A 22,965-nucleotide genomic window follows, 5' to 3' on the forward strand; every position below is an offset into this window, starting at 1 on the left:
GCTTGCACAGAACTTGTGCTTAGCCAGTAAAAAGATCTACAAATGAGTGCGTATGATGAAGCATGAGAAACTTGAAACGACTTTACCGATTCTTCAGGATCAGTATGGTCGTATTAAGCGTAAGTTACGGATTTCCGTGACAGATCGCTGCAATTTCAAATGCATTTATTGTATGCCTGAGCATCCTGAATGGATGAAGAAACAGGATTTGCTCAGTTTCGAAGCCTTATTTGCTTTTTGCCAATATATGGTTGGACAAGGAATCGAAAATATTCGTATCACGGGCGGTGAACCGTTAATGCGTCAGGGCGTGGTTCATTTTATTGCTGATTTACAACAGTTAAGAGCACTCGGCTTAAAACGGATTTCGATCACGACCAATGCCCATTATTTGGCAAAATATGCCGAAGCATTGAAACAGGCGGGTTTAGACGATCTCAATATTAGTCTGGATAGCCTGAATCCGACCCAGTTTAAGCAACTGACCAAAAAAGAACTTACACCCGTACTGAATGGTATAGAGGCTGCAAAAAAGGCAGGGCTACCCTTTAAACTCAATTGTGTGTTGATGAAAGGTCATAATGATGACCAGATTTTGCCGATGGTACAGTGGGCAAAACAACACAACATTCCATTGCGCTTTATTGAATTTATGCCGTTGGATGGAGATCAGCATTGGACAAATGATGCTGTGGTGAGTGAAGCAGCAATTTTAGAGCAGCTTCAGCCTCATTATGATGTCCAAGTCTTACAACAGCAGCATGAGCCTGCACGTATTTATCAGCTTGATGGACATTATCCACTTGGCATTATTTCGACGATTACCCATTCATTTTGTGGGGACTGTGATCGAATCCGTTTAACGGCTCAGGGCGAACTGTATAACTGTCTATTTGCTCAACAAGGCTTAAATATTAAGCCCTATTTACAAGATTTAATTCAGCAAAATAATGAGTCAAAACAGCGTGCATTGCTGCAACTCGACCAACAGGTGAAGCCTTATATCTGGCATAAAGCCAAAGGCTATCATGCGATACAACATCAACAAGCCCGTAAAATCAGTATGCACATGCTGGGTGGTTAAAGAGCAAGTGATCTGGAGAAAATATGCAAACCATTGAGATCAAAATTGAAGCTTTTGGCGCAATTGAAAGGTTGTTGCCAAAGGCCCTTGCATTTGAGTTTGCAGAAAATCGAAGTGTTAAAGATGTATTAACCCATATTGTAACGCTTTATCCAGAAGCACATCAGGCAATGGAAAAATGTGCCTGTGCAATAGGAGAAGATATTGTGACACGTCAAATGGAATTAGATCAATCTTGTACTTTAGTACTGTTGTCGCCAGTGGCAGGGGGATAAAGATGCGTGAATTTGCCAGAGTTCAAGATCAGGCTTTAAGCCTCGACAGTTTCGACTCAATACAGGTATTTCCTGAATGTGGTGGCGTTGATATCTTTATTGGAACCGTGCGTAACCATCATGAAGGTAAAGCAGTCAAGGCATTGAAATATACCTCCTATACGCCAGTTGCTGAAAAGATGATTCGTGAAATCGAGCAGCAAGTCAAAGAGAAGTATCAAGTTTCTTATGTTCGGGTCATGCATCGTATTGGTTATTTAGAAGTCAGTGAAACTGCCATTATTGCCATTGCTTATGCTGCTCATCGCCGTGAAGCTTTTCAAGCCTGCGAAGAAGCCGTAGAGCGGGTAAAACATGAAGTACCGATCTGGAAAGAAGAATTTTTCATGGATGGTACCAGTCACTATGTTGAAGGCTGTTGTATCCGTAAAGATACCGCTGAATCAACGTCTCACACTGAACGGCATCAACATGCTCATCATCCAGAAAATTGCACACATGCGCATACACACGAATAAAGCGTTAGGAAGTTAAAATGAAAAATGTTGGGATGAAACCCGAAAGTTACCGTGTAGCAGAAGCACAAGCAATTTTACACGCACCCGCACATTGTATTCAGTTACTGCGTGATGGAAATACCGAAAAAGGCGATGCTTTAAAAACTGCACGTATTGCAGGCATTCTGGCAGCAAAACGCACAGATGAACTGATTCCACTATGCCATCCTTTACCGATTTATCGTGCTGATGTCGAGTATGACTTGCAAGATGATCATGTGGTGATCTTAACCACAGTTGAAACTATTGGGCCAACAGGTGTCGAGATGGAGGCTTTGACAGCTGCAAGTCTGGCTGGCTTAACGCTGTATGACATGCTGAAACCGCATTGTGAACCGGAAGAGTTGTGTCTGGATCAATGCAAATTGCTGAAGAAAAAAGGTGGTAAATCCCACTTTAAACGGACTTTACGCCAACCTGTTTCTGCAGCTGTGATTGTCCTTTCGGATACCGTGGCTGCGGGGCGTAAACCTGATACTGCAGGAAAGTCCGTAGTAGAGACCTTGACCGAAGCAGGCTTTGATCCGATTCATTATCAGATCCTGCCTGATGAAGCTGATCAATTAAAAGATCTGGTTCTGGAGTTAACCAAATCTTATGCTTGCATCATGACGGTTGGTGGTACAGGGATTGGCAAGCGTGATATTACAGTGGATACGCTTGAGCCGCTATTAGAAAGAAAGCTGGATGGTCTGATGGAAGCGGCACGTTCATTTGGACAGAAACGGACGCCTTATGCGGCAATGTCACGTGGTGTTGCAGGATTTATTGATCGTTCATTGGTTGTGACTTTACCAGGCAGCCGTGGCGGTGCCAGTGAGTCTATGGCAGCGATTTTACCAGCGTTGGTGCATATTTTTGATGTATGTCGAGACTTACCTCATCCAGGGGGCTACGAATAATGTCAGGATGTGGTGCTGAAAAAGGATTGATCAGTATTGATGAAGCATTTGCACTGATCCAATGCCAAGCTAAAACCTTAGCAACCGAGACCTTGCCCTTAGGCGAGTGTCTCAATCGCTATCTGGCCCAAGCTATCGTTTCTCAGGTGAATTTACCGAGCTTCTCACAAAGTGCAGTCGATGGCTACGCAATCCATAGCGCTCATGAAAACTTGCAAGATGCTACTTTCTCGGTGATTGGCGAAATTAAAGCGGGCAGTGAGTCTGATGTACAGCTTAGGGATGGACAAGCCGTTCGTATTTTTACTGGGGGGAAAATTCCTGAAGGAACCACTCATGTCGCTCGACAGGAAATCGTAAATATTGAAAGCGATAAGCTGATTCGGTTGACTGAACATATCAAGGCTCAGGCAGATATCCGCTTTACAGGTGAAGAAATTCAATGTGGGCAGCAACTGACAGAGCTTGGGCAGCGCATTAATATTGGGGCTTTAGCAGCACTGAGCATGGCTGGGGTAAAAACTCTTGAAGTGTTTAAACAACCTAAAGTTGCCGTCGTGATTACAGGTGATGAAGTTGCGGAAACACCTGACGATTTACAGGCTGGAAAAGTGTTTGATGCCAATGGCCCACTGTTAAAAGCTTGGTTGCAAGATTATGGATTAGCGGTAGAAATACGCCATATTGCCGATGAGGCTGAACAGGTGACACAATGCTTCGAACAGCTCAAACAGCATTATGATGTCATTATTACCACAGGCGGTGTTTCTGTAGGCGATTATGATTTTGTGCGACCGTGTGCCTTTGAAGCAGGCTTTGAGCAGGTTTTCTGGAAGGTGAAACAAAAACCGGGTAAACCTTTATTTTTTGCCGAATATACAGCGCAAAATCATCACTGTTATATACTTGGTTTGCCAGGCAATCCAGCAGCTGTTTATGTGTGTATGCAGATGTATGGTAAATCGCTATTCGATGCCTTACAAAACCAGACTCAATCTTTGGAATGGTTTAGTGCAATACTGACCCATGATTTGAAGTCCGATGCACGTGAACGATTCTTAAGAATGCATGCCTATTTTGAACAAGGTCAGCTCAAGCTGAAAAGCCTTGCTAAGCAACAATCGCATATGTTGAGTAATTTGATGCAAGCCAACTGTCTGGTGCGTATTCCTGCCCATATTCAGCCAGAAGCAGGAATGGAAGTGAACGGTGTATTCATTCGCAATTAAAGGTTCAGCAGAAATGAGTAAAATTTGTGAATTTTGTCACTTTTAGCCAAGTGCCAATATTGCATCTGATGGACAAGGTGGTTTAGTGTATATTTTATATTGCTTGGTTAGGGGCTGTTGACATTTCGTCCATGCATTATGTTATTGGTTAAAACGACTTAAACAAGGCATGAAATGCAGGCAATGGCGACCCCCTTGGCAAATTTCGACGGTTCAAGACATAGATTCCATGTCTGCAAAAACTTTAAAAAAATGATTAGGTGATAATAATGAAATGGGAAGAAATTGGCGATCAGCCATGTTCAGTGGCTCGGACGCTTTCAGTATTAGGTGATCGTTGGACAATGCTCATCTTACGCAACGCATTTATGGGTGTACGCCGTTTTGATGACTTTCAACGTAGTCTTGGCTTAACCCGTCATGTCCTTTCAGAACGCTTGAAGCGTTTGGTTGAGCACGAGATTTTAATGAAAGTGCCTTATGTCGACCGTCAGGAACGTTTTGAGTATCAATTGACTGAAAAAGGTTTAGATCTGTATCCGATCCTTCTGGCGATGGTGCAATGGGCGGATAAATGGATGGATATGGGACTGGGCAAGCCAATCGAATTTACACATAAAACCTGTGGCAAGAAAATCAGTCCTAAAGTGATTTGCTCAGATTGTAATGAACCTATCCATGTTAAAGATGTACGTGTTGCTGCGGGGCCCGGTTATTTTGCGTTTATCGAGCAAAAACAAAAAAGTGCTTGATGAGGAGTGAGTAAAATTCCAGTCATGCATTATTTTATCGGCTAAAAGGCCATGAAATGATCATTTCCTTATTAGGTTTTAAAGATTTTGATGTGCTATTTCCTGTTGAATTGCATGCGATAGCACCTCGAACACTTTTGGATCTTGGCATTGCGCTACATTAAAACGAATAAAATTTTTAAAATTCTGACTTTGGCTAAAGGCATTGCCGGGAGCCAGAATAACGCCTTGTTCCAGACAATATTGAGCGATTCGTGCCGTATCAAAATGCTCTGCTAACTCACACCATAAAAATAAACCTGCCTGAGGTTTCACCCACGGTGTAATCCCCATTTTTTCTAATTTTTTAACCGTGGCGTCCATGGCTTGGGCCAGATCTATTTTGAGTTCATCGAGATATTTACGATAACTGCCATCGGTTAAGGCTGAAAATAAAATTTCCGAGGAAAGATTATTACCACCGAAACTGGTTGCAATTTTGATATCAGTTAAATCCTCAATCCATTCTGGTTTGGTTGCAATATAACCTGTTCGGACTGCACCCGATAAGGTTTTAGAGAAACTGCCAATATGAATAACGCGAGACAGCCCATCCAGTGCTGCAAGTCTTGGCGCCGTGTGGAGCTCCAGATCTGCAAAAATATCATCTTCAATCACAATCAGATTTGACTGCTCAACCAGTTTTAATACCTGATAGGCTTTGGATGCGGTTAATACTGCGCCAGTCGGATTGTGAATTCCTGAATTGGTAATGTATAAGCGGGGATTATGCTTGTGAATCGCCTCCGCAAATGCCTCAATATCTGGCCCATTTTGTGTGTAAGGCACACCAATAATTTGAATTTGGTGAACTTTGAGTAAGGCGTGAAAATTAAAATAACACGGATCATCGACCAGCACGACATCATTTGGTTTCAGAAAATAGCGGCAAATTAAATCAATGGCTTGGGTTCCAGAATCCGTCAATAAGATCTGATTCGGAACTGCTTCAATGCCTTTTGCTAAGATTTTACGAGAAAGTAATTCACGTAAGGGCGCTAAACCGAGCGGCGTTGAATAATCGGTGAGAATACTTGAATTGGCTTTGGAGACTTTGCGAATTGCTTTACGTATATTTTCATGAGGCATCCAGTCATCTGGTAACCAGCCACATCCAGGTTTTAATACCCCTTGTTTTGCTTCCAGTGCTTGTCTCGAAATCCAGAGGGGATCAATATTGCGGTCAATTTTAGGATGAATTTCCGAGATGGATAATGGCGCAATCGGGCCTGCGACAAAGAAGCCTGAACCTGTTTTTGCCTCGATCAGGCCTTGTGCTGCCAGACGTTCATACGCCTCCACAATAGTGGAAATAGACAGATTTAAAAGACCAGCCAATGCACGAACCGAAGGAAGCCGAGAGCCAGGCACTAAAGAGCGGTTTTTAATCTGTTCATGAATATGCTGTATCACAAAATCGATTTTTGTACTTTTCATGTGTTTATGCCTGACTGTATTGGGCTTTATACCAGTACAGTTATTTAAAATTGTACTGCATTGTGTATGGTGCATTTACCATAGCACAGTTTAAATTCTGCATATAGATCTGGAGAATTTAAATGAAGTCTTTAAGCAGTGGCTGGATAAATGGATTCATTGGCGTGGTTATTTTTGCGGGTTCATTACCAGCCACCCGTGTTGCAGTGATGGATTTTAGTCCGACTTTTTTAACCGCAGCAAGAGCAGCAATAGCAGGGCTTTTAGGCTTGGCATTGGTCTTATTATCACGTCAGAAGTTACCCCAGAAAAAAGACTGGTTGTCCTTATTCTATGTTGCCATCGGGGTTGTGATTGGATTTCCGCTTTTTACTGCCTTGGCGCTTCAATATGTGAGTGCTGCACATACCATTGTGTTTGTTGGGCTATTGCCATTGGCGACTGCGATTTTTGGGGTATTGCGAGGGGGTGAACGGCCTAATCTGGTGTTTTGGTTATTTGCGATTTTAGGTGGTGCACTGGTTTTTGGTTTTATGTTGATCCAGACAGGTACATGGTCATTTAATTATGGTGACTTGTTCATGTTATTGGCGATATTGCTTTGTGGTTTTGGCTACGCAGAAGGTGGGCAGCTTTCGAAACATTTGGGTGGTTGGCAAGTGATTTGCTGGGCACTGATTTTAACCTTGCCGATTATGCTTCTGGTTTCTTATCTCTATATGCCAGTGAGCTTTGACCAGATCTCGATTTCTGCCAAGCTGGGTTTAGCTTATGTTTCATTGTTCAGTATGCTGATCGGTTTCTTTTTCTGGTACAAGGGCTTGGCCCAAGGTGGAATAGCCACTGTAGGCCAATTACAACTCCTGCAACCGATATTTGGACTGATCATTGCAGCGGTACTTCTGCATGAACAGGTCAGTATCGCAATGTTTGCGGTAACGGTTGCAGTTATTGCATGTGTGGCGTGTGCAAAGAAATTTGCGTGAACTCTTATAAACAGTTTGCAGGTTTGGGCACGCCCGCTAAGCGACTTAAATGACGAGCGACCAGACCTGTATTAAATCGTTGCTGTAACTCGGCATTATTAATCTCAGGACTGACAGTCTTCATTAAAAACTTAATCAATGGACGGGTCGAAGGCGAATGTCCAAACTGCTGATAAAACTGGCGTACTGCATGAAGTACATCAAAATGCCAATCGGTAAGTTCTAAGTCCAGCGTTTTCGCCAGTTCTTGAGCAACCTCAGGATTCCAGATGGTGTAATCGACCAGATGACCGTCTTGATCTAACTCTAATTGCATAAATAGCCTAAGTAAATTTTAAATAAATCGAATCAAAGCATTATTTTAACGTGATACAACGTTCAAATTGTAAAACTAAATCTGCAAATGCTGCGTAATCAATGGATTTAACCTGTTCCTGATCTTCTTTACTCAGCATCTCCTGTTCATTCGCTAAGCAGTAAAGATGAGGATAGTGGCTAAAAACTGAAGATGGAATAGACAACGTCGCATCACCCATAAGCACGATATGATCATCAGATTGTGCCATTTGTGCCAACTGTTTCCAGATTTTATCGAGATTGCTATAAGGCGATTGGATTAAAAATAAAACACTATTTTTCATTGTGAAATACCTTACCAATACAAGACATGATCAAATGAGCGGATGAGTTCAGGGGTAATCTCGATAAATTCAATTTCCTGATCGGTATTCTTTATGATGTTAAGTTGTTGATTTTTAGTCTCAACCAAGATTGGGGTCAAATCATAGAACTCAAAACTGTCCACCATATTGGCTGCAATTTTAAAGGCATGTTTTAGCTGGTCGAATTCTATTTTATTGTCCAATAAACTCAAGGCTGCGTCTCTTAATAATACTTTGACAGAAATACCAAAGGTTGCTAAAACCATAGTGGCAGACAGACTTTCATTGGTCTGCAAATTCGTTAAATTAGGCTGCGTTAGGATGACAAGTACAGATTTCACACAATTTACCTTTTTAAAGCAACACTCTATTAAAGAACTTAAATTAAAATTGAATTAAACGAGAACAGCTTTGCACTGCATCAGCAAGCTCTCCAAGCCCAACCAGCTCAAAACCTTGTGCCAAGTTGTGATGTTGAAGCGAATGACGTTGTGCATTGCTTGCATCAGTGATTCCCCGAGCAAGGGCAGCACTGACACAGACAGGGAGTCGAATGCCCAGCTTTTGCCATTCTTGTTTCAGGTTGCGTTGATCATCAGGAAACCACTGTAAATCGTTCGCAACATGAACAGCGTCTTGGTAAAAGAAAACACGAAATTCTTCATGCTTATTTTGTAATGCTTGCGCTAAACCCAATGCATGCCATGCGATCACAGAAGTTGGTGAGGAAGTAATTAACAGTAGTGTACTCATTGAACATTCACTATGGTCATAGTAGGCAAAATGATGGACAGATTAAAAAGAAGGTAAGTATACAATGATTTTGGTGACAGGTGGTTTAGGCTTTATCGGTTCACATATTGCTTTGAGTTTATTGGCTCATGGGCAAGAGATTGTCATTGTTGATAACCTGGCTAACTCAACTTTACAAACTTTGGAACGTTTGGAATATATTTCAGGCATGTATATTCCTTTTGCAAAACTGGATGTACGTAATACGCCTGCTTTAAATAAAGTATTTGAACAATATTCAATTGATACCGTTATTCATACCGCAAGCTTTAAGTCGCTTGAAGAATCGGCCTTAAAACCGCTTGAATATTATAATGATAATGTCAGTAGCATTATGAGCTTGTTACGTGCCATGCAACGGATGGGTGTGAGACAATTATTAAACCTGTCCAGTCTGGCTGTGTATGGCAAGTCGGATACCGCACTCTCTGAAGATACGGTCTTTAACTACGGTTATGCTAATCCTTATATTCGCTCGCAGCAAATGGTAGAAGACATTATTGCCGATACCTATAAAGTTGATCCTGAGTGGAAGATAGTCAATCTACGTTTATCTAATATTGTTGGTGCATTCGAGCATGGCGTTCTAGGCGAGTATGTTACTCAGCTCCCTAAAAATATTGTGCCTTTAGCATTGCAAGTTGCAGCGATGCAACGCGATTGTATTGAATTGCAAAATCAGGCTCAGACCAAAGATGGTACGGTGGAGCGCAGTTTCTTGCATGTTCTGGATGCCTGTGATGCCATCTTAATGACCTTGAATTGGCTAAAAACGCAATCTGGATGTCTGGAGTCATTTAATATTGCCCATCAGCAGCTGACTTCTATTCAAAGTTTATTGGATGAGATTTCAAAGGTGACGCAGGCCGAAGTTCGCGTTCAGCCTGCAATCTATCAACATGAGGAATTAGCTCAGCTTGGTGCAAATATAGATAAAGCACAGCGTATTTTAAACTGGACACCGAAACGGCCTTTAGCACAAATGATTGAAGATGAATGGCGTTTTTATCTAAATACCTTAAAAGGTAATTAAGATAATGATTCTTATTTACATGTTTGGCTGGTTTGATTAGGATAACCACAACCAGCCAAAGCATTAGCTTGCTTCAGCCCGTGAAAATTTTAACCAAATAGAGCAGAGGTTGTTTATGCAAATGCGAATTGAACACGACACCATGGGTGAAATCGAGGTTCCGAATGAAGCCTTGTGGGGTGCGCAAACGCAAAGAAGTTTACAGAACTTTAAAATTGGTCAGGAGCGTTTACCACGCCCGATGATTCGTGCAATGGGCTTAGTAAAAAAAGCTGCTGCGATCACCAATGCTGAATTAAAACAACTTCCTGAAGATTTAAGTCAATATATTGTTGGTGCTGCTGAAGAGGTGATTGCTGGACAATGGGATTCACAATTTCCCTTGGTGGTTTGGCAAACAGGTTCTGGTACGCAAAGTAACATGAACTGTAATGAAGTTATTGCAAACATTGCCAACCAGAAACTAGGTCAGATATTAGGCGCGCAAAAACCTGTGCATCCAAATGATCACGTTAACCGCGCGCAATCAACCAATGATTCGTTCCCAACTGCAATTCATGTTGCTGCAAGCCTTCAAATTAATGAATTACTCATTCCTGCTGTTGAAAAGCTAAAAAATACCTTACAGCGTAAATCAGAAGAATTTGATGACATTGTTAAAATTGGCCGTACTCATTTACAAGATGCAACGCCTTTAACTCTGGGACAAGAGTTTAGTGGTTATGTATCACAACTGGAACATGGTTTAAAACGTTTACAACAGGCTCTGGCTGGACTGTACGAATTGCCTTTGGGTGGTACAGCAGTTGGAACGGGCTTAAATGCTCATCCTGATTATGCGGTGAAAGCGGCTGAGCAATTAGCTGAATTAACTGGCCTGCCATTTGTGACTGCGCCAAATAAGTTTGAAGCTTTGGCAGGTCGTGATGCAGCAGTATTTGCATCGGGTGCCTTGAAAACCTTGGCTGCAAGTTTAAATAAAATTGCCAATGATATTCGCTGGTTGGCAAGTGGGCCACGCTGTGGTTTTGGTGAAATCCGTATTCCTGAGAATGAACCTGGTTCGAGTATCATGCCAGGTAAAGTCAATCCAACCCAGAGTGAAGCGATGACCATGGTGGTCGCTCAAGTTTTAGGGAATGACACAACGATTAACGTTGCGGGTGCATCAGGGAACTTTGAGCTGAATGTGTTTATGCCAGTGATTGCTTATAACTTGTTGCAGTCAATCCAGTTGCTTGGTGATGCATGTAATAGCTTTAATGACCATTGTGCAGTTGGTATTGAACCGAATCGTGACAAGATTGATCACTTCTTACATAATTCATTGATGTTGGTGACAGCACTGAATCCTGTGATCGGCTATGAAAACTCTGCCAAAGTTGCGAAAACAGCTTACAAGGAAAATAAAACCTTGAAACAGGTGGCTGTGGAGTTAGGTTTGGTGACAGCAGAGCAATTTGATGAAGTGGTTAAACCTGAAAATATGGTTTCGCCAAATAGCAAATAAAAATATTTAATCAGCAAGATAAAAATCCTTCTGCTTATAGAAGGATTTTTTATGAGAGTAGTTTTTATAAAGTGAACTGCGTACAATATACTTTTGATTGACGAAACTGTTGCTTCATTATGCTCTCGATTTATTTAACAGATACTAAAACCAATATTCAGTTCTCTGATTTACCCAATGAAAATCCTGTTAAGTTTCTGTTGAATTTAAAGAAAATTTTTCCAAGTACGGCTGATTTACTGTTACCTGTATTGCCAGAAGACAATAATCTGGAAAATGTAACTTGGGAAGCAACCTCAAAAGATTTTGAAGTATTTAAAAAGTTACTCGAAGGTTGGGGCGTGATCGAGCTTCGTTTAAGTGCGATTACGACTTATAAAGATAAGAACTTTGCCAATGAGCTGGTTAAAAAAGCACAAGTTAAGCGTAAGCAGATTGCGCAGGCACAACCTCAATTATCCCTGATTGCCTTGGACTATGTGTTAACGCATGAGATTCATGCCTTGATTGATGCTGAACTGGTGATGATTGGTGAAAAATTCTATTTACCAACATTGCGTGAACTTTGGAAAGGTCAATTCTCCGAGCAAATTTTGCAATGTAAATTCTAAGATTTAAAAGCAGACATCGAGTCTGCTTTTTTATGCTCGATAAATAAGTACATACGTATAAATCTTGATCTACAAACATTTACAAGATTTTAGTGTGCGTATTTTGGAACGGCATATATATTGCTTATAAGGATATAAATATTATTGCGGGAGAGAAGTTCTTCAATGAACTCGCCGAAGGAGCAACGACCCCGGAAACTCTCAGGCAGAAGGACTGTAATAATAGACATAAAATCTGGAGAGCAGTGCTCAATTTGTAGGAACACAGGACTTTTTTCTTCTACGATAAACACTCACCGAAGGGGAAGGCTTAATGATTAATTGGTAATCATCTGCCGAAACTCTCAGGTACCATGACAGATGGGGCTAAGCATTATGAAATGTTATGCATTTCAAGGAGTTTGCTATGCCACATGTTGTTGTAATTGGTGCGGGGATTACGGGTGTAACGTCTGCTTATGAATTAATTAAACTGGGCTATGAGGTGACGGTGATCGATCGTCATCTTTTTCCTGCAATGGAGACTTCGTTTGCCAATGGTGGACAATTGTCTGCCTGTAATGCAGAAGTTTGGAACCAGAAAGCCACGGTGCTGAAAGGCATTAAGTGGATGAGTAAGAAAGATGCACCATTGCTGCTCAACCCATCCTTTAGTGCGCATAAATATCGCTGGTTAATTGAATTTTTAACGCATATTAAAAATTATAAAGTCAATACTATTGAAACTGTGCGTTTGGCATTGTTGGCCCGACAACGTCTATTTGAAGTTGCTGAAAAAGAAAGTCTTTCTTTTGATTTGGAAAAACGTGGCATTTTGCATATGTATCACACCAGAGAAGACTATGAGATTGCCAAGAAGGTCAATGATGTATTGGTAGAAGGCAAACTTGAGCGGAATGCAATTACGCCTGAGGAAATGAAAGCAATTGAACCGACCTTAACAGGCGAATATTTTGGTGGTTATTACACTGCTGGGGATGCAACGGGAGATATCCATAAATATTCTGTGGGGTTAGCAGAAAGAACTCAGCAATATGGGGCAAAATATTGTTTTGGTCTGGATGTGGTTGATGTTCAGTTCAATCAAGACAAAGCAATTGTTCATTGCAAAAATAGCTCGGAAAATGTGAACCCAACTGCGGACGGCATTACGGAAATTATTGCAGATGTGGTGCTGGTTTGTGGTGGAGTCGGCAGTTATCAATTGGCTGATATGTTGGGGGACAGTGTCAATGTCTATCCAGTCAAAGGTTATTCGATCACTGTCCAGCTTAAAGATGAGCGTAGTGTAAATAATGCGCCGTGGGTCAGTTTGCTGGATGAGAGTGCAAAAATTGTAACCTCTCGTCTAGGTGCAGATCGTTTACGGATTGCGGGAACGGCTGAGTTTAATGGTTATAATCGGGATATTCGTGCTGACCGGATTCAACCGTTAATTAACTGGGTCAACCAGAATTTTGATATTTCGACTGAACATGTGGTGCCGTGGGCAGGATTACGTCCAATGATGCCGAATATGCTGCCTGTGGTAAAACAAGGTAAGCAACCACGAGTCTTTTATAATACGGGGCATGGGCATCTAGGCTGGACGTTATCGGCTGCAACGGCAGTGTTGATTAGTCAGGAAATTGCGCAAAAATTCCCAAGCTGAAACTCAAAAGCCGATGTTATAACATCGGCTTTATTCCACCGAAGACTTAATCGTACAGGCGATAAATCCCTGTAAAACGCTCACAACCTTTCTGCTCTGATTTGACAATCAAAAGTGCTTTCTGAAAATCAAACTGATATTGGCACTTTTTTTCATTATCAATGATCTGATTTTTTTGCTCAGGGGTACTGTAAGCAAGCAATGACATGGTTTGAGTTTCTAGACGATTGTTAGGATTGCGGTAAGCGATCCCTTCAATTTTTAACTTGTCTTTATCGAGCTGATGAATTTGTAGATGAACAGGTTGAGATGCGATTTTGCCCTGTTCATATTTTAGATAATGTTGAGTCAAGGTCTGATTCATTGACGTGTAAAAGTTCAGGTCATCCAGACGTGCTTCAAATTGCTGCTGAAAACAGGTTTTGGTTTTACATTGGTCTATCTGGTTGAGCCACTGTGTCTGCGTATCATGTAACAATTGCAAAGGCGCATCCGTTACCAGATATGCTGTTAAAAACTTGCTATTTAGCTTTTGACGCTGTTCTTTATATTGCTTGGTGCATATTTTTTGTGCTTCCAAAGCAGAGCTGTTGCAGTCAATAGATTCCGCATAGGCAAATGTTGAGCAAAAACAACCCAATGTGATGATATAACCAGATTTCTTTAATTGATTTCTTACAGTGTTAAACAGCATAATCACTTATACTTTCAGTCTAATTTGCTCAACGTACTATAGCGAAATAGAAAGCCTGAATACAAGATTAGTTCGGTATATTGTAAAAGGAAAATCATATGGTTGCTCAAATTCGTATTGGACAAGGGATTGATGTGCATGCATTTGAAGAAGGTGACTTTGTTACTTTAGCAGGTGTCAAAATTCCGCATACGCATGGTCTAAAAGCACATTCGGATGGAGATGTGGTTCTGCATGCGCTGAGTGATGCATTACTGGGTGCTTTAGCATTGGGTGATATTGGACAGCATTTTCCAGATACAGATCCAGAATATAAAGGTGCAGACAGTCGTTTGTTGCTAAAACATGTATATCAGTTGATTTTAGATCGTGGTTATCATCTGAATAACGCAGATATTACGGTCGCGTGCGAACGTCCAAAACTGGCAAAGCATAATTTGGAAATGCGTCAAAGTATTGCGGATGTATTAGATGTGGATGTGACTCAAATTAGCATTAAAGCCACAACGACAGAGAAGCTTGGTTTTACAGGTCGTCAGGAAGGGATTCTGGCAACCGCAACCGTATTGGTTTCACATCAAGCAAAATAATGTGAAATTAGTAATTTTCATTTGATATAAGATGAATTTTTCAAGTTTTAAAAGTAATTTTTTAGATGTAAAAAGTGGTAAAAGAGGGAAAAATGAAAAATTTAATTCTGGGTTTAGTTTGTATCGTTTCTATTACTGGTTGTACTACAGCAACGACTATAGAGAAAGCTTCAACAGTACAAATTAATAAGTTTTTTAAACCAGAGTATCAGTCAAAAACAGATGAGCGAAATGCAAGTATAGTGATATTAAGAGATAAGGGTGTTTGGGGTAGTGCTTGCAATTTTATTGTATCTATTGATAACAAAAAAATTCTAACGATTAAATCAAATCAACAGGCGATGATCTATGTTAAGCCTCAATCTACATCGATTGAAGTCGAATTTTCGCCATCTGGCTTTTGTCCATATGCAAGAGTAACAGAAGAGTTAAATTTAGTTCCTAATGGCTCTACCAAATTTAGAATTAGATCATCTGGTTCTATGAATAATGCATTACAACTAATTAAAGTTGATAATTAGTAACTAACATCTTATATAAACACACATCTAAATCTTGATGCGTGTTTATATAATTTCTATCAAGCAAAATGATTGGTATTGATGAGTGACTGCTCTAATTCTTGTGTTGCTTTACGGCCTTGTAGCTGTAGAGTAATACTATGAATTAAACCTGTCCATGTTTCATTCGGTTCCCAGATCTGATGTAGTAATTCTTGTGCAGTCGGTAGATCCATATTGAGATAAAACTGACGATATAAGTACATTAAGCTACTGACACGTGTATTTTCAGTGCAATGCAGCCAAACGATCTCGTTTTGAACCAAATGGTCAATTAAGTCCAGAATTAATAAACATTGCTCAGAGCAAGGTACGTCCCAGTCAATTGGAATGTGAATATAGTTTAGACCTAAATCCAGACAGATTTGATCCTGATTCGCTAAATAGCGTTCTGATTTGCTGGTCGCAAGGTTAATGACCGTACTGCAACCATATTCCTTAATCTGTTGTAATTGCTCGGCTGTTGGTTGAGCTGAGCTAAACAGATGCTCATGCACCAAAGAAAAACTTGGTATTTGAGATAATGCTTGTTCGAGTGAAGTCATAACGTCCGCTGTGTGTTGAGTGAGGTTCTCATATGATGAGAAACTTATTCTAAAGGGCTTAGCTTACTATAAGTGTTTTTATTTCAGTGTTCAATTTAAAGCGCACAAATAAAAACAGCATCAAAAGATGCTGTTTTTTTATCACTTAATCTTTCTTAAGATTCTCATTGAGTAAGAATTCCATCAATGCTTTCTGAGCATGCAGGCGATTTTCAGCTTCATCCCAAACCACAGCATTTTTATGGTCAAGCATGTTTTCTGAAATTTCTTCACCACGGTGTGCTGGTAAGCAGTGCATGAAGAGGCAATCAGGATGCGCTAAGTCCATGAGTTTTTCATTAACTTGGAAATCTGAGAAAGCTTTCTCGCGTAACTTCTGTTCTTCTTCCTGTCCCATGCTTGCCCATACATCTGTGACGATCAGGTCGGCATTGACAGCGGCATCTTCTGCTTTATTGAATACTTCTGCACAATCTGCAAATTCAGCTAAAAATTCAGGTTTTGGTTCATAGCCTTCAGGTGAAGCAATTTTAAGTTTAAAGCCCATCATATGTGCAGCTTCAATATATGAGTTACACATATTGTTGCCATCACCAATCCATGCAACCGTTTTGCCTTCGATGCTACCGCGGTGTTCCTGAAAAGTTTGTAAGTCAGCGAGTAGCTGGCAAGGGTGGTGATCATCGGTCAGACCGTTGATGACTGGAACTTTTGAATATGATGCAAAACGTTCGACGATGTCATGTCCGAAAGTACGGATCATCACGATATCCAGCATACTTGAAATAACACGAGCTGAGTCTTCAATTGGCTCACCACGTCCTAATTGTGTATCACGTGGAGAAAGGAAGATCGCGCTACCACCGAATTGGCAAATACCCGCTTCAAAAGAAATACGTGTACGTGTACTCGATTTCTCGAAAATCATTCCTAAAACTTTACCTGCAAACGGTTGGTACACCGTATGACTATGTTGCATGCGTTTGAGTTCTTGTGCACGATCTAAAATGCGTTGCAGTTCTAGTGTGGATAGGTCACGTAAAGTTAGGAAATGCCGAAGCGCCATAGCTACTCCCACAATAATTATTGAGAAAAATCAATAATTAATTGTTGTTTGACGAGTGGTGGATAAAAAAGAATTGACTACTATACTATAGGTTCAAGAAAATGCAAAAGAATTAGACCTTTTGATGAGCCTTTAAAAACAAGTCTACAGAATAGTTAATATAATCAATGATTTCGATATCGTTTTCTGGCACATCAAGCCCCATGAGATTGCGCCATTCGACATCTCTTAGCGTACCAAAATACATCATTGCAGAAAATTTAGGTTGAGCACAGAAAATTTCATTGTTGTTATGTGCATGCTCTAGTGCATAGGCAATGGTGTTTTGAATATTGAGAGCGCATTGATTATAGAAATAATGAGCGAGCTGGATATCTTTTTGTGATTGTTCAGTAAACATGCGCATAAAAGCAATATTTTCAGGCTGAATAATATGCTGATAAAAACGATGCAGTGTCTGGGTCAGGTAGGCTCTTAAATCAGTTTTTTCTGGAACATAAGGCAAACATACTCCTTGAAAGAAAACTTCCCGACGATAATCACAAATCGCGGTAAACAGACCTTCTTTATTGCCAAAATATTTATAAATAGAGGTTTTTGAGCCACCCGCATGATTGACAATATCATCCAGAGAAACCGCTTCATAACCTTTCTCAAGAAATAAATCGGTTGCGCACAATAATAGGGCAAGGCGACGTTCATGTCCTCGACGGGTTTGCGGTTTACTACAGCTTGGATAACAAAGATCGGTCATTATTTACTTTTGGGATGTTGGGGTGCTACTAGTATAACAAAAACCATATCTATTGTATGACTATGAAATTTAGCTATGTTTCAAAAGATCTCAAAATGTTAAAAAAGCGAGTCATTTCGACTCGCTTTTTGGTGTTATTTAAGCAGAGCGGCTTTCTTCCTCTTCATCGTCATCTGTTGAGTCCATACCCAGTTCTTTCAATTTCCGAGTCAGGGTATTACGGCCCCAGCCTAAAAGTTCAGCTGCATGACGTTTACGGCCGCGCGTTTGTTGTAGGGCTGCATTAATCAGCGTACGTTCAAACATTGGAGTGGCGATATCAAGAATCTTCATTTCGCCATTTTTAAGTTTCTGGATTGCCCATTGACCTAATAACTCATCCCAATGATGAACTGCGATACGTTCAACTAAAGCAGGACTGGTATTTGATGCTGCTTGACTATCACTTGTCTTTTGGACAGAGGCTTGTTTCAGTTCAGCAGGTAGGTCTTCAGGATAAACCTCACGTCCCGTGATCATCACTGTTAACCAACGACAAGTATTCTCTAATTGACGAACATTTCCGGGCCAAGGGAGTTGCTGCATATAATCAGTGGTTTCAGTACGTAAGATTTTTGGACTGACACCAAGCTCTTTACCTGCACGTGCCAAGAAATGCTGTGCCAGCATTGGGATGTCTTCGCTACGGTGAGACAGTTTTGGAATGTGAATTCGAATCACATTCAAACGATGATAAAGGTCTTCACGGAAGCGGCCTTCATTTACCAGTTTCTCTAGATCTTGATGGGTTGCTGCAACGATACGTACATCCACCTTAACAGGGATATGTCCGCCAACACGGTAGAATTCACCATCGGCCAAAACACGAAGTAAACGTGTTTGGGTTTCAAAGGGCATATCACCGATTTCATCAAGGAATAAAGTACCGCCATTGGCTTGTTCAAAACGACCTTGATGTTGCGTATTGGCGCCTGTAAATGCACCTTTTTCATGACCAAATAATTCGGTTTCGATCAGGTCTTTTGGAATTGCTGCCATATTTAGCGCAATAAATGGTTTGGCGCGTCGAGGTGAGTGCTTATGTAAGGCGTGAGCAACTAACTCTTTACCTGTACCCGATTCACCATTAATCAATACGGTAATATGTGATTGTGACAAGCGACCGATAGCACGGAAAACTTCCTGCATGGCAGGCGATTCACCGATGATTTCAGTCGACTGTAATGGAGAAGCCGCTTTGGTGGCTTCTTGTTGCTGTAACTTATTAATATGCAAAATTGCACGATTAACCAGCGCTAATGCTTCATCAATATCAAAAGGCTTCGGTAAATATTCAAATGCACCTGTTTGATAACTTGAGACAGCAGACTCTAAATCAGAGTGTGCGGTCATAATAATGACAGGTAAGTCAGGATGAGTATTCTTCACTTTAGAAAGGAAAGTTAAGCCATCAATCCCGGGCATACGAATGTCCGTCAGAATGACATCTGGTGCATCCTCATGTAAGCGTTCAAGCGCAGTTTGGGCTTCTTCAAAGTTGGTGACATCGAAACCTTCTTCTTTAAAGGTTTTTTCCAGTACCCAACGCATGGCACGATCGTCATCTATTACCCAAATTTTATTTCGTGACATGGTTTAACTCCCAAGGTAGATATAAGCTAAATACGGTTTTTCCTGGAACTGATTGACATTCAATCATTCCGTTATGTTGATGCATAATATTTTGAGCAATACTGAGTCCCAGTCCTGTACCTTTGGCACGTCCTGTGACTAAAGGATAGAAAACAGATTCCAGAATACTTTCAGGAACTCCGGGGCCATTGTCTTCAATATCAATACGCACGGTTGAACGATTGAGAACGCCGTTAATCGTGACTAGACGCTGGATGCGGGTTCTCAACACCAGCTCTGGTTCTGAGTCGGTAAAAAAGTCTTTATTTTCGGTCATGGCTTGCACAGCATTGACACTGATGTTGAGCATGACCTGAATCAGTTGATCACGGTCTGCCATGACATCAGGTAAGGAAAGATCATAATCGCGGGTAATCTTAATTTTCTTTTTTGTCTGGTTGGCAATTAACGAGCGAACACGTTCCAGTGGCTCATGTACATTGACATGTTCATAGCTCGGTAATTGACGTGAGCCGAGCATCGTATCCGCCAGATTGGTCAAACGATCGACTTCACTAATAATAATGTCGGTAAATTCACCATAGCGATCATCATTTAAACTACGTGCCAGTAATTGCGTCGCACCACGGATACCTGCTAACGGGTTTTTAATTTCATGTGCCACACCACGCACTAACTGACGAGCCACTTGATGCTGTTGAACCAGATTTTCTTCTTTCGAAATTTTCAACATACGGTCAATCGGGTTGAGTTCAATCAATAAAAGAGGGTGATAGCTTTTGCCCGCATTCAGTTGAGATGCGGTATAGTCAACATGAATCGCTTTAAAGTTAACATTAATGACCGCTTCGCGACGGGTGTAGTGTTGTCCACTTTCCAAAGTGTTTAATAAAGCTTCATGTGTGTTGAATGTGTCGTCGTGTGCATGTAACAAGTTAAGAACAGGCTGACCCGATGCACGCAGCAAACTGATATCAAATAATGCTTCACAAGCAGAATTTAAATAAAAAATATTAAGCTGACTATCGACCAGTAAAATGGCAGTGCTCAAATTATCTACTAAGAGTCGATAGTCGATAATGTTCTGTTGATCCATTTGTGAATCATCCTGTTTTAAAATGGCGCAATAAATATAAATTTTAATGAATAGCCATTAACTTCTAAAATGTATTTTATGCAAAATACAAGCCAACTTTGTATTAATGAAATTTCAACAACTTAATTTTAAAAAAAGGGATTTATGCAGTATTTTTCACATACATGCAGTGATTTCAATAAATTATTATGTTCCAAAATAGTGCGCTTGTGGATTTTATTTAAAATTTTGGTCGTATTTTGGTGCATTACACAAAGAGATGGCTTTGCAGCTATGCGTAAGCCAAGAAAAGTCATACAATACGCCGATTCAAGTGGAGCGCAGATTCATGAAGACCCCCAAAGTCGGTTTTGTATCTTTAGGTTGTCCTAAGGCATTGGTAGATTCTGAACGAATTTTAACTCAGTTAAAGACTGAAGGTTATCAAGTTGCATCAGATTATGATGGTGCGGATCTGGTCGTTGTAAATACCTGTGGTTTTATTGAATCTGCAGTACAAGAGTCTTTAGACGCGATTGGCGAAGCCATGAGCGAAAATGGCCGAGTCATCGTTACAGGCTGTTTAGGTAAAGACGAAGACAAAATTCGCCAGATGCACCCAAATGTTCTTAAAGTTACAGGTGCAGCAGCCTATCAAGATGTAATGGAAGCAGTACATGAATATGTACCAGCACCGCCAAAACACAACCCATTTATTGATTTAGTCCCTGAGCAAGGTGTTCGCTTAACACCAAAGCATTATGCTTATTTAAAAATCTCGGAAGGCTGTAATCACCGTTGTACATTCTGCATTATCCCAAGTATGCGTGGCGACCTTGTGTCTCGTCCGGTCGGAAAAGTGCTGGATGAAGCTGCTGCATTAAAACGTGCCGGTGTAAAAGAAATTCTGGTCATTTCTCAGGATACCTCTGCTTATGGTGTAGACACCAAATATAAGCTGGATTTCTGGAATGGTCAGCCTGTTAAAACCAAATTCTATGACATGTGTGAAGCCCTTGGTCAGTTAGGCATCTGGGTGCGTTTACATTACGTTTATCCATATCCACACGTTGATGCTGCGATTGATTTGATGGCGCAGGGCAAAATCCTGCCATATTTAGATATTCCTTTTCAGCATGCCAGTCCGCGCATTTTAAAATTGATGAAGCGACCAGCTCATAGTGAAAATACCTTAGAGCGCCTTAAATTGTGGCGTGAAAAATGCCCTGAATTGGTGATTCGTTCAACATTCGTGGTAGGTTTCCCTGGTGAAACTGAAGAAGATTTCCAAATTTTGCTGGAATGGTTAAAAGAAGCGCAGTTAGATCGTGTCGGCTGCTTTACCTATTCACCAGTTGAAGGTGCAACTGCAAACGATCTTCCTGATCATGTGCCAGAAGAGATCAAACAAGAGCGTTATGAACGCTTCATGGAAGTGCAACAAGCCATTTCAGCAGCAAAACTACAAAAGCGTATTGGTCAGAAAATGACGGTGCTGGTTGATAGTCTGGAAGATGAATTCCCAGTTGCTGTTGCCCGTTCTTATGCAGATGCGCCAGAAATTGATGGCAACGTTTTTGTTGAAGATATCGATAAGAGCGTGATTAAAGCAGGTGATTTGCTTGAAGTCGAAATTACCGATGCAGATGAATACGATTTATTTGCAAAGTTAATCCAGATTAAATCTGCTTGATGTTGAATTAAATTTAAGAAAATTTTGAGATTGGTCGGTTTGGAGTAAAAGTATGTCAGCTTCTAAAAATCCACGTTATGCACGAATTTTGCTAAAGCTTTCTGGTGAAGCTTTGGCAGGTAATAAAGATATGGGTATCGATGCCCAAGTATTAGATCAAATGTCACTTTCAATTGCTCACTTGGTAGGTTTGGGTGTGCAAGTGGGTATCGTTGTTGGTGGTGGTAACTTATACCGCGGTAGCCAGCTACAAAAAGACGGTCTGGTTGGACGTGTAACAGGCGACCAGATGGGCATGTTGGCGACTGTGATGAACGGTTTGGCAATGCGTGATGCATTGGTGCGCCGTAATATCAAAACACGTTTAATGTCAGCATTGTCGATTGGTACGGTTGTTGAACCATACTCAAGCCGCGATGCGATCCGTCATTTAAGCCAAGGTGAAGTGTGTGTCTTTGTTGCTGGTACAGGCAACCCATTCTTTACTACAGATACCGCAGCTTGCTTGCGTGGTATCGAGATCGAAGCGAACCTGATCTTGAAAGCGACCAAAGTTGATGGCGTTTATAACAAAGATCCAAGCAAATACGATGATGCGGTTAAATATGACAATTTAACTTTCGATCAAGTACTTGATGAAAAGCTTGGCGTGATGGATCTTACGGCAATTTGTTTGTGTCGTGACCACAATGTGCCATTACAAGTTTTTGATATGAACAAATCTGGTGCATTACTTTCTGTGGTAATGGGCGAAAAAGAGGGTACTCACGTTACTAATTAATGTACGTGAGCCATAAAGCTCTTTATACTAATGTTTAAATATTTTGTAATACCTA

The 22,965-nt window shown here is 40.8% G+C and carries 26 protein-coding genes and 2 riboswitches; of the genes, 15 read left to right on the plus strand and 11 right to left on the minus strand.

Annotated features, from left to right (window positions below):
- The first annotated feature begins 46 nt into the window (after positions 1-46).
- From moaA to IEV36_RS00955, 6 genes are all read left to right on the plus strand, one after another.
- Positions 47-1,084: a GTP 3',8-cyclase MoaA gene (gene moaA, locus IEV36_RS00930; RefSeq protein ID WP_373869377.1), complete on the plus strand. Its 1,038-nt coding sequence runs from the start codon at positions 47-49 to the stop codon at positions 1,082-1,084.
- A gap of 23 nt (positions 1,085-1,107) precedes the next feature.
- On the plus strand, positions 1,108-1,359 hold the full coding sequence (locus IEV36_RS00935) for a MoaD/ThiS family protein (protein WP_004771968.1): 252 nt from the start codon (positions 1,108-1,110) through the stop codon (positions 1,357-1,359).
- Between the two features lie 2 nt (positions 1,360-1,361).
- Positions 1,362-1,877, plus strand: coding sequence for a molybdenum cofactor biosynthesis protein MoaE (locus IEV36_RS00940; RefSeq protein ID WP_005257309.1), 516 nt, complete (start codon positions 1,362-1,364; stop codon positions 1,875-1,877).
- A 17-nt stretch (positions 1,878-1,894) separates the two neighbouring features.
- Positions 1,895-2,818 (plus strand): bifunctional molybdenum cofactor biosynthesis protein MoaC/MoaB, encoded by a 924-nt coding sequence (gene moaCB, locus IEV36_RS00945; protein ID WP_005257310.1) that lies wholly within the window; start codon positions 1,895-1,897, stop codon positions 2,816-2,818.
- Positions 2,818-4,047 (plus strand): molybdopterin molybdotransferase MoeA, encoded by a 1,230-nt coding sequence (locus tag IEV36_RS00950; protein ID WP_005257311.1) that lies wholly within the window; start codon positions 2,818-2,820, stop codon positions 4,045-4,047. Before moaCB ends, IEV36_RS00950 begins: the two co-directional genes overlap by 1 nt.
- 269 nt (positions 4,048-4,316) lie before the next feature.
- Positions 4,317-4,799 carry a winged helix-turn-helix transcriptional regulator gene (locus tag IEV36_RS00955; RefSeq protein ID WP_004771974.1) on the plus strand — a complete coding sequence of 161 codons (483 nt, stop codon included), beginning with the start codon at positions 4,317-4,319 and terminating at the stop codon, positions 4,797-4,799.
- 78 nt (positions 4,800-4,877) lie between these two features.
- On the opposite strand, the gene IEV36_RS00960 is transcribed toward IEV36_RS00955, so the two are convergent.
- Positions 4,878-6,275 (minus strand): aminotransferase-like domain-containing protein, encoded by a 1,398-nt coding sequence (locus IEV36_RS00960; RefSeq protein ID WP_005257312.1) that lies wholly within the window; start codon positions 6,273-6,275, stop codon positions 4,878-4,880.
- A gap of 122 nt (positions 6,276-6,397) precedes the next feature.
- Here IEV36_RS00960 and IEV36_RS00965 point away from each other — a divergent pair, with 122 nt between their 5' ends.
- Positions 6,398-7,261, plus strand: coding sequence for a DMT family transporter (locus IEV36_RS00965; RefSeq protein WP_005257313.1), 864 nt, complete (start codon positions 6,398-6,400; stop codon positions 7,259-7,261).
- A 4-nt stretch (positions 7,262-7,265) separates the two neighbouring features.
- On the opposite strand, the gene IEV36_RS00970 is transcribed toward IEV36_RS00965, so the two are convergent.
- Genes IEV36_RS00970 through tusD form a run of 4 tightly spaced genes read right to left on the minus strand, consistent with a single transcriptional unit; the run spans position 7,266 to position 8,676 of the window.
- Positions 7,266-7,577 carry a TusE/DsrC/DsvC family sulfur relay protein gene (locus IEV36_RS00970; RefSeq protein ID WP_005257314.1) on the minus strand — a complete coding sequence of 104 codons (312 nt, stop codon included), beginning with the start codon at positions 7,575-7,577 and terminating at the stop codon, positions 7,266-7,268.
- A 40-nt stretch (positions 7,578-7,617) separates the two neighbouring features.
- The gene (locus tag IEV36_RS00975; RefSeq protein WP_005257316.1) at positions 7,618-7,902 is read right to left on the minus strand and encodes a hypothetical protein; all 285 of its coding nucleotides are present in this window, start codon (positions 7,900-7,902) and stop codon (positions 7,618-7,620) included.
- A gap of 11 nt (positions 7,903-7,913) precedes the next feature.
- Positions 7,914-8,264: a hypothetical protein gene (locus tag IEV36_RS00980; RefSeq protein ID WP_005257317.1), complete on the minus strand. Its 351-nt coding sequence runs from the start codon at positions 8,262-8,264 to the stop codon at positions 7,914-7,916.
- Positions 8,265-8,307: 43 nt separating this feature from the next.
- Positions 8,308-8,676: a sulfurtransferase complex subunit TusD gene (tusD, locus tag IEV36_RS00985; RefSeq protein WP_005257318.1), complete on the minus strand. Its 369-nt coding sequence runs from the start codon at positions 8,674-8,676 to the stop codon at positions 8,308-8,310.
- A gap of 64 nt (positions 8,677-8,740) precedes the next feature.
- Here tusD and IEV36_RS00990 point away from each other — a divergent pair, with 64 nt between their 5' ends.
- The 4 genes from IEV36_RS00990 to IEV36_RS01005 all read left to right on the plus strand — a co-directional run bounded on the left by IEV36_RS00990 (position 8,741) and on the right by IEV36_RS01005 (position 13,520).
- Positions 8,741-9,748 carry an NAD-dependent epimerase/dehydratase family protein gene (locus IEV36_RS00990; RefSeq protein ID WP_005257319.1) on the plus strand — a complete coding sequence of 336 codons (1,008 nt, stop codon included), beginning with the start codon at positions 8,741-8,743 and terminating at the stop codon, positions 9,746-9,748.
- Positions 9,749-9,863: 115 nt separating this feature from the next.
- A complete protein-coding gene (gene fumC, locus IEV36_RS00995) occupies positions 9,864-11,258 on the plus strand; it encodes a class II fumarate hydratase (protein ID WP_005257320.1) in 1,395 nt (464 codons plus the stop codon).
- Between the two features lie 119 nt (positions 11,259-11,377).
- Complete coding sequence (locus IEV36_RS01000; RefSeq protein WP_005257321.1) at positions 11,378-11,869, plus strand: hypothetical protein; 492 nt, start codon at positions 11,378-11,380, stop codon at positions 11,867-11,869.
- Positions 11,870-12,006: 137 nt separating this feature from the next.
- Positions 12,007-12,096, plus strand: a riboswitch (glycine riboswitch).
- Position 12,097: 1 nt separating this feature from the next.
- Positions 12,098-12,239, plus strand: a riboswitch (glycine riboswitch).
- A 36-nt stretch (positions 12,240-12,275) separates the two neighbouring features.
- A complete protein-coding gene (locus tag IEV36_RS01005; protein WP_005257322.1) occupies positions 12,276-13,520 on the plus strand; it encodes a D-amino acid dehydrogenase in 1,245 nt (414 codons plus the stop codon).
- 46 nt (positions 13,521-13,566) lie between these two features.
- On the opposite strand, the gene IEV36_RS01010 is transcribed toward IEV36_RS01005, so the two are convergent.
- On the minus strand, positions 13,567-14,214 hold the full coding sequence (locus tag IEV36_RS01010) for an A1S_1983 family putative colistin resistance protein (RefSeq protein WP_005257323.1): 648 nt from the start codon (positions 14,212-14,214) through the stop codon (positions 13,567-13,569).
- A gap of 98 nt (positions 14,215-14,312) precedes the next feature.
- Between IEV36_RS01010 and ispF the strand changes: the two genes are divergently transcribed.
- Both ispF and IEV36_RS01020 read left to right on the plus strand, forming a co-directional pair.
- Positions 14,313-14,804: a 2-C-methyl-D-erythritol 2,4-cyclodiphosphate synthase gene (gene ispF, locus IEV36_RS01015; RefSeq protein ID WP_005257324.1), complete on the plus strand. Its 492-nt coding sequence runs from the start codon at positions 14,313-14,315 to the stop codon at positions 14,802-14,804.
- Between the two features lie 92 nt (positions 14,805-14,896).
- Positions 14,897-15,325 (plus strand): hypothetical protein, encoded by a 429-nt coding sequence (locus IEV36_RS01020; protein ID WP_005257325.1) that lies wholly within the window; start codon positions 14,897-14,899, stop codon positions 15,323-15,325.
- A 59-nt stretch (positions 15,326-15,384) separates the two neighbouring features.
- Here IEV36_RS01020 and IEV36_RS01025 read toward each other — a convergent pair whose 3' ends face one another.
- The 5 genes from IEV36_RS01025 to glnL all read right to left on the minus strand — a co-directional run bounded on the left by IEV36_RS01025 (position 15,385) and on the right by glnL (position 20,457).
- Positions 15,385-15,909 carry a protein tyrosine phosphatase family protein gene (locus IEV36_RS01025; protein ID WP_004771994.1) on the minus strand — a complete coding sequence of 175 codons (525 nt, stop codon included), beginning with the start codon at positions 15,907-15,909 and terminating at the stop codon, positions 15,385-15,387.
- Between the two features lie 145 nt (positions 15,910-16,054).
- On the minus strand, positions 16,055-16,975 hold the full coding sequence (argF, locus tag IEV36_RS01030; RefSeq protein WP_005257326.1) for an ornithine carbamoyltransferase: 921 nt from the start codon (positions 16,973-16,975) through the stop codon (positions 16,055-16,057).
- 112 nt (positions 16,976-17,087) lie between these two features.
- Positions 17,088-17,729, minus strand: coding sequence for a TetR/AcrR family transcriptional regulator (locus IEV36_RS01035; RefSeq protein WP_004771996.1), 642 nt, complete (start codon positions 17,727-17,729; stop codon positions 17,088-17,090).
- A gap of 138 nt (positions 17,730-17,867) precedes the next feature.
- The gene (gene glnG, locus IEV36_RS01040) at positions 17,868-19,361 is read right to left on the minus strand and encodes a nitrogen regulation protein NR(I) (RefSeq protein WP_004771997.1); all 1,494 of its coding nucleotides are present in this window, start codon (positions 19,359-19,361) and stop codon (positions 17,868-17,870) included.
- Entirely contained in the window at positions 19,348-20,457 is a 1,110-nt protein-coding gene (glnL, locus tag IEV36_RS01045; protein ID WP_004771998.1) for a nitrogen regulation protein NR(II), read from the minus strand. The genes glnG and glnL overlap by 14 nt, the downstream gene beginning before the upstream one ends.
- Before the next feature lie 328 nt (positions 20,458-20,785).
- Between glnL and rimO the strand changes: the two genes are divergently transcribed.
- A complete protein-coding gene (gene rimO, locus IEV36_RS01050; RefSeq protein WP_005230215.1) occupies positions 20,786-22,129 on the plus strand; it encodes a 30S ribosomal protein S12 methylthiotransferase RimO in 1,344 nt (447 codons plus the stop codon).
- 52 nt (positions 22,130-22,181) lie between these two features.
- Positions 22,182-22,910 carry a UMP kinase gene (gene pyrH, locus IEV36_RS01055; protein ID WP_004772000.1) on the plus strand — a complete coding sequence of 243 codons (729 nt, stop codon included), beginning with the start codon at positions 22,182-22,184 and terminating at the stop codon, positions 22,908-22,910.
- The last annotated feature ends 55 nt before the right edge of the window (positions 22,911-22,965 follow it).

The organism is Acinetobacter vivianii (genome assembly GCF_014635885.1).
Classification (GTDB): domain Bacteria; phylum Pseudomonadota; class Gammaproteobacteria; order Pseudomonadales; family Moraxellaceae; genus Acinetobacter; species Acinetobacter vivianii.

Bases quoted from the DNA above. Each gene is read 5' to 3' on its own strand.
- IEV36_RS00935 (WP_004771968.1), top strand. From the start codon at position 1,108: ATGCAAACCATTGAGATCAAAATTGAAGCTTTTGGCGCAATTGAAAGG.
- IEV36_RS00940 (WP_005257309.1), top strand. From the start codon at position 1,362: ATGCGTGAATTTGCCAGAGTTCAAGATCAGGCTTTAAGCCTCGACAGT.
- moaCB (WP_005257310.1), top strand. From the start codon at position 1,895: ATGAAAAATGTTGGGATGAAACCCGAAAGTTACCGTGTAGCAGAAGCA.
- IEV36_RS00950 (WP_005257311.1), top strand. From the start codon at position 2,818: ATGTCAGGATGTGGTGCTGAAAAAGGATTGATCAGTATTGATGAAGCA.
- IEV36_RS00955 (WP_004771974.1), top strand. From the start codon at position 4,317: ATGAAATGGGAAGAAATTGGCGATCAGCCATGTTCAGTGGCTCGGACG.
- IEV36_RS00960 (WP_005257312.1), bottom strand. From the start codon at position 6,275: ATGAAAAGTACAAAAATCGATTTTGTGATACAGCATATTCATGAACAG.
- IEV36_RS00965 (WP_005257313.1), top strand. From the start codon at position 6,398: ATGAAGTCTTTAAGCAGTGGCTGGATAAATGGATTCATTGGCGTGGTT.
- IEV36_RS00970 (WP_005257314.1), bottom strand. From the start codon at position 7,577: ATGCAATTAGAGTTAGATCAAGACGGTCATCTGGTCGATTACACCATC.
- IEV36_RS00975 (WP_005257316.1), bottom strand. From the start codon at position 7,902: ATGAAAAATAGTGTTTTATTTTTAATCCAATCGCCTTATAGCAATCTC.
- tusD (WP_005257318.1), bottom strand. From the start codon at position 8,676: ATGAGTACACTACTGTTAATTACTTCCTCACCAACTTCTGTGATCGCA.
- IEV36_RS00990 (WP_005257319.1), top strand. From the start codon at position 8,741: ATGATTTTGGTGACAGGTGGTTTAGGCTTTATCGGTTCACATATTGCT.
- fumC (WP_005257320.1), top strand. From the start codon at position 9,864: ATGCAAATGCGAATTGAACACGACACCATGGGTGAAATCGAGGTTCCG.
- IEV36_RS01000 (WP_005257321.1), top strand. From the start codon at position 11,378: ATGCTCTCGATTTATTTAACAGATACTAAAACCAATATTCAGTTCTCT.
- IEV36_RS01005 (WP_005257322.1), top strand. From the start codon at position 12,276: ATGCCACATGTTGTTGTAATTGGTGCGGGGATTACGGGTGTAACGTCT.
- IEV36_RS01010 (WP_005257323.1), bottom strand. From the start codon at position 14,214: ATGCTGTTTAACACTGTAAGAAATCAATTAAAGAAATCTGGTTATATC.
- ispF (WP_005257324.1), top strand. From the start codon at position 14,313: ATGGTTGCTCAAATTCGTATTGGACAAGGGATTGATGTGCATGCATTT.
- IEV36_RS01020 (WP_005257325.1), top strand. From the start codon at position 14,897: ATGAAAAATTTAATTCTGGGTTTAGTTTGTATCGTTTCTATTACTGGT.
- IEV36_RS01025 (WP_004771994.1), bottom strand. From the start codon at position 15,909: ATGACTTCACTCGAACAAGCATTATCTCAAATACCAAGTTTTTCTTTG.
- argF (WP_005257326.1), bottom strand. From the start codon at position 16,975: ATGGCGCTTCGGCATTTCCTAACTTTACGTGACCTATCCACACTAGAA.
- IEV36_RS01035 (WP_004771996.1), bottom strand. From the start codon at position 17,729: ATGACCGATCTTTGTTATCCAAGCTGTAGTAAACCGCAAACCCGTCGA.
- glnG (WP_004771997.1), bottom strand. From the start codon at position 19,361: ATGTCACGAAATAAAATTTGGGTAATAGATGACGATCGTGCCATGCGT.
- glnL (WP_004771998.1), bottom strand. From the start codon at position 20,457: ATGGATCAACAGAACATTATCGACTATCGACTCTTAGTAGATAATTTG.
- rimO (WP_005230215.1), top strand. From the start codon at position 20,786: ATGAAGACCCCCAAAGTCGGTTTTGTATCTTTAGGTTGTCCTAAGGCA.
- pyrH (WP_004772000.1), top strand. From the start codon at position 22,182: ATGTCAGCTTCTAAAAATCCACGTTATGCACGAATTTTGCTAAAGCTT.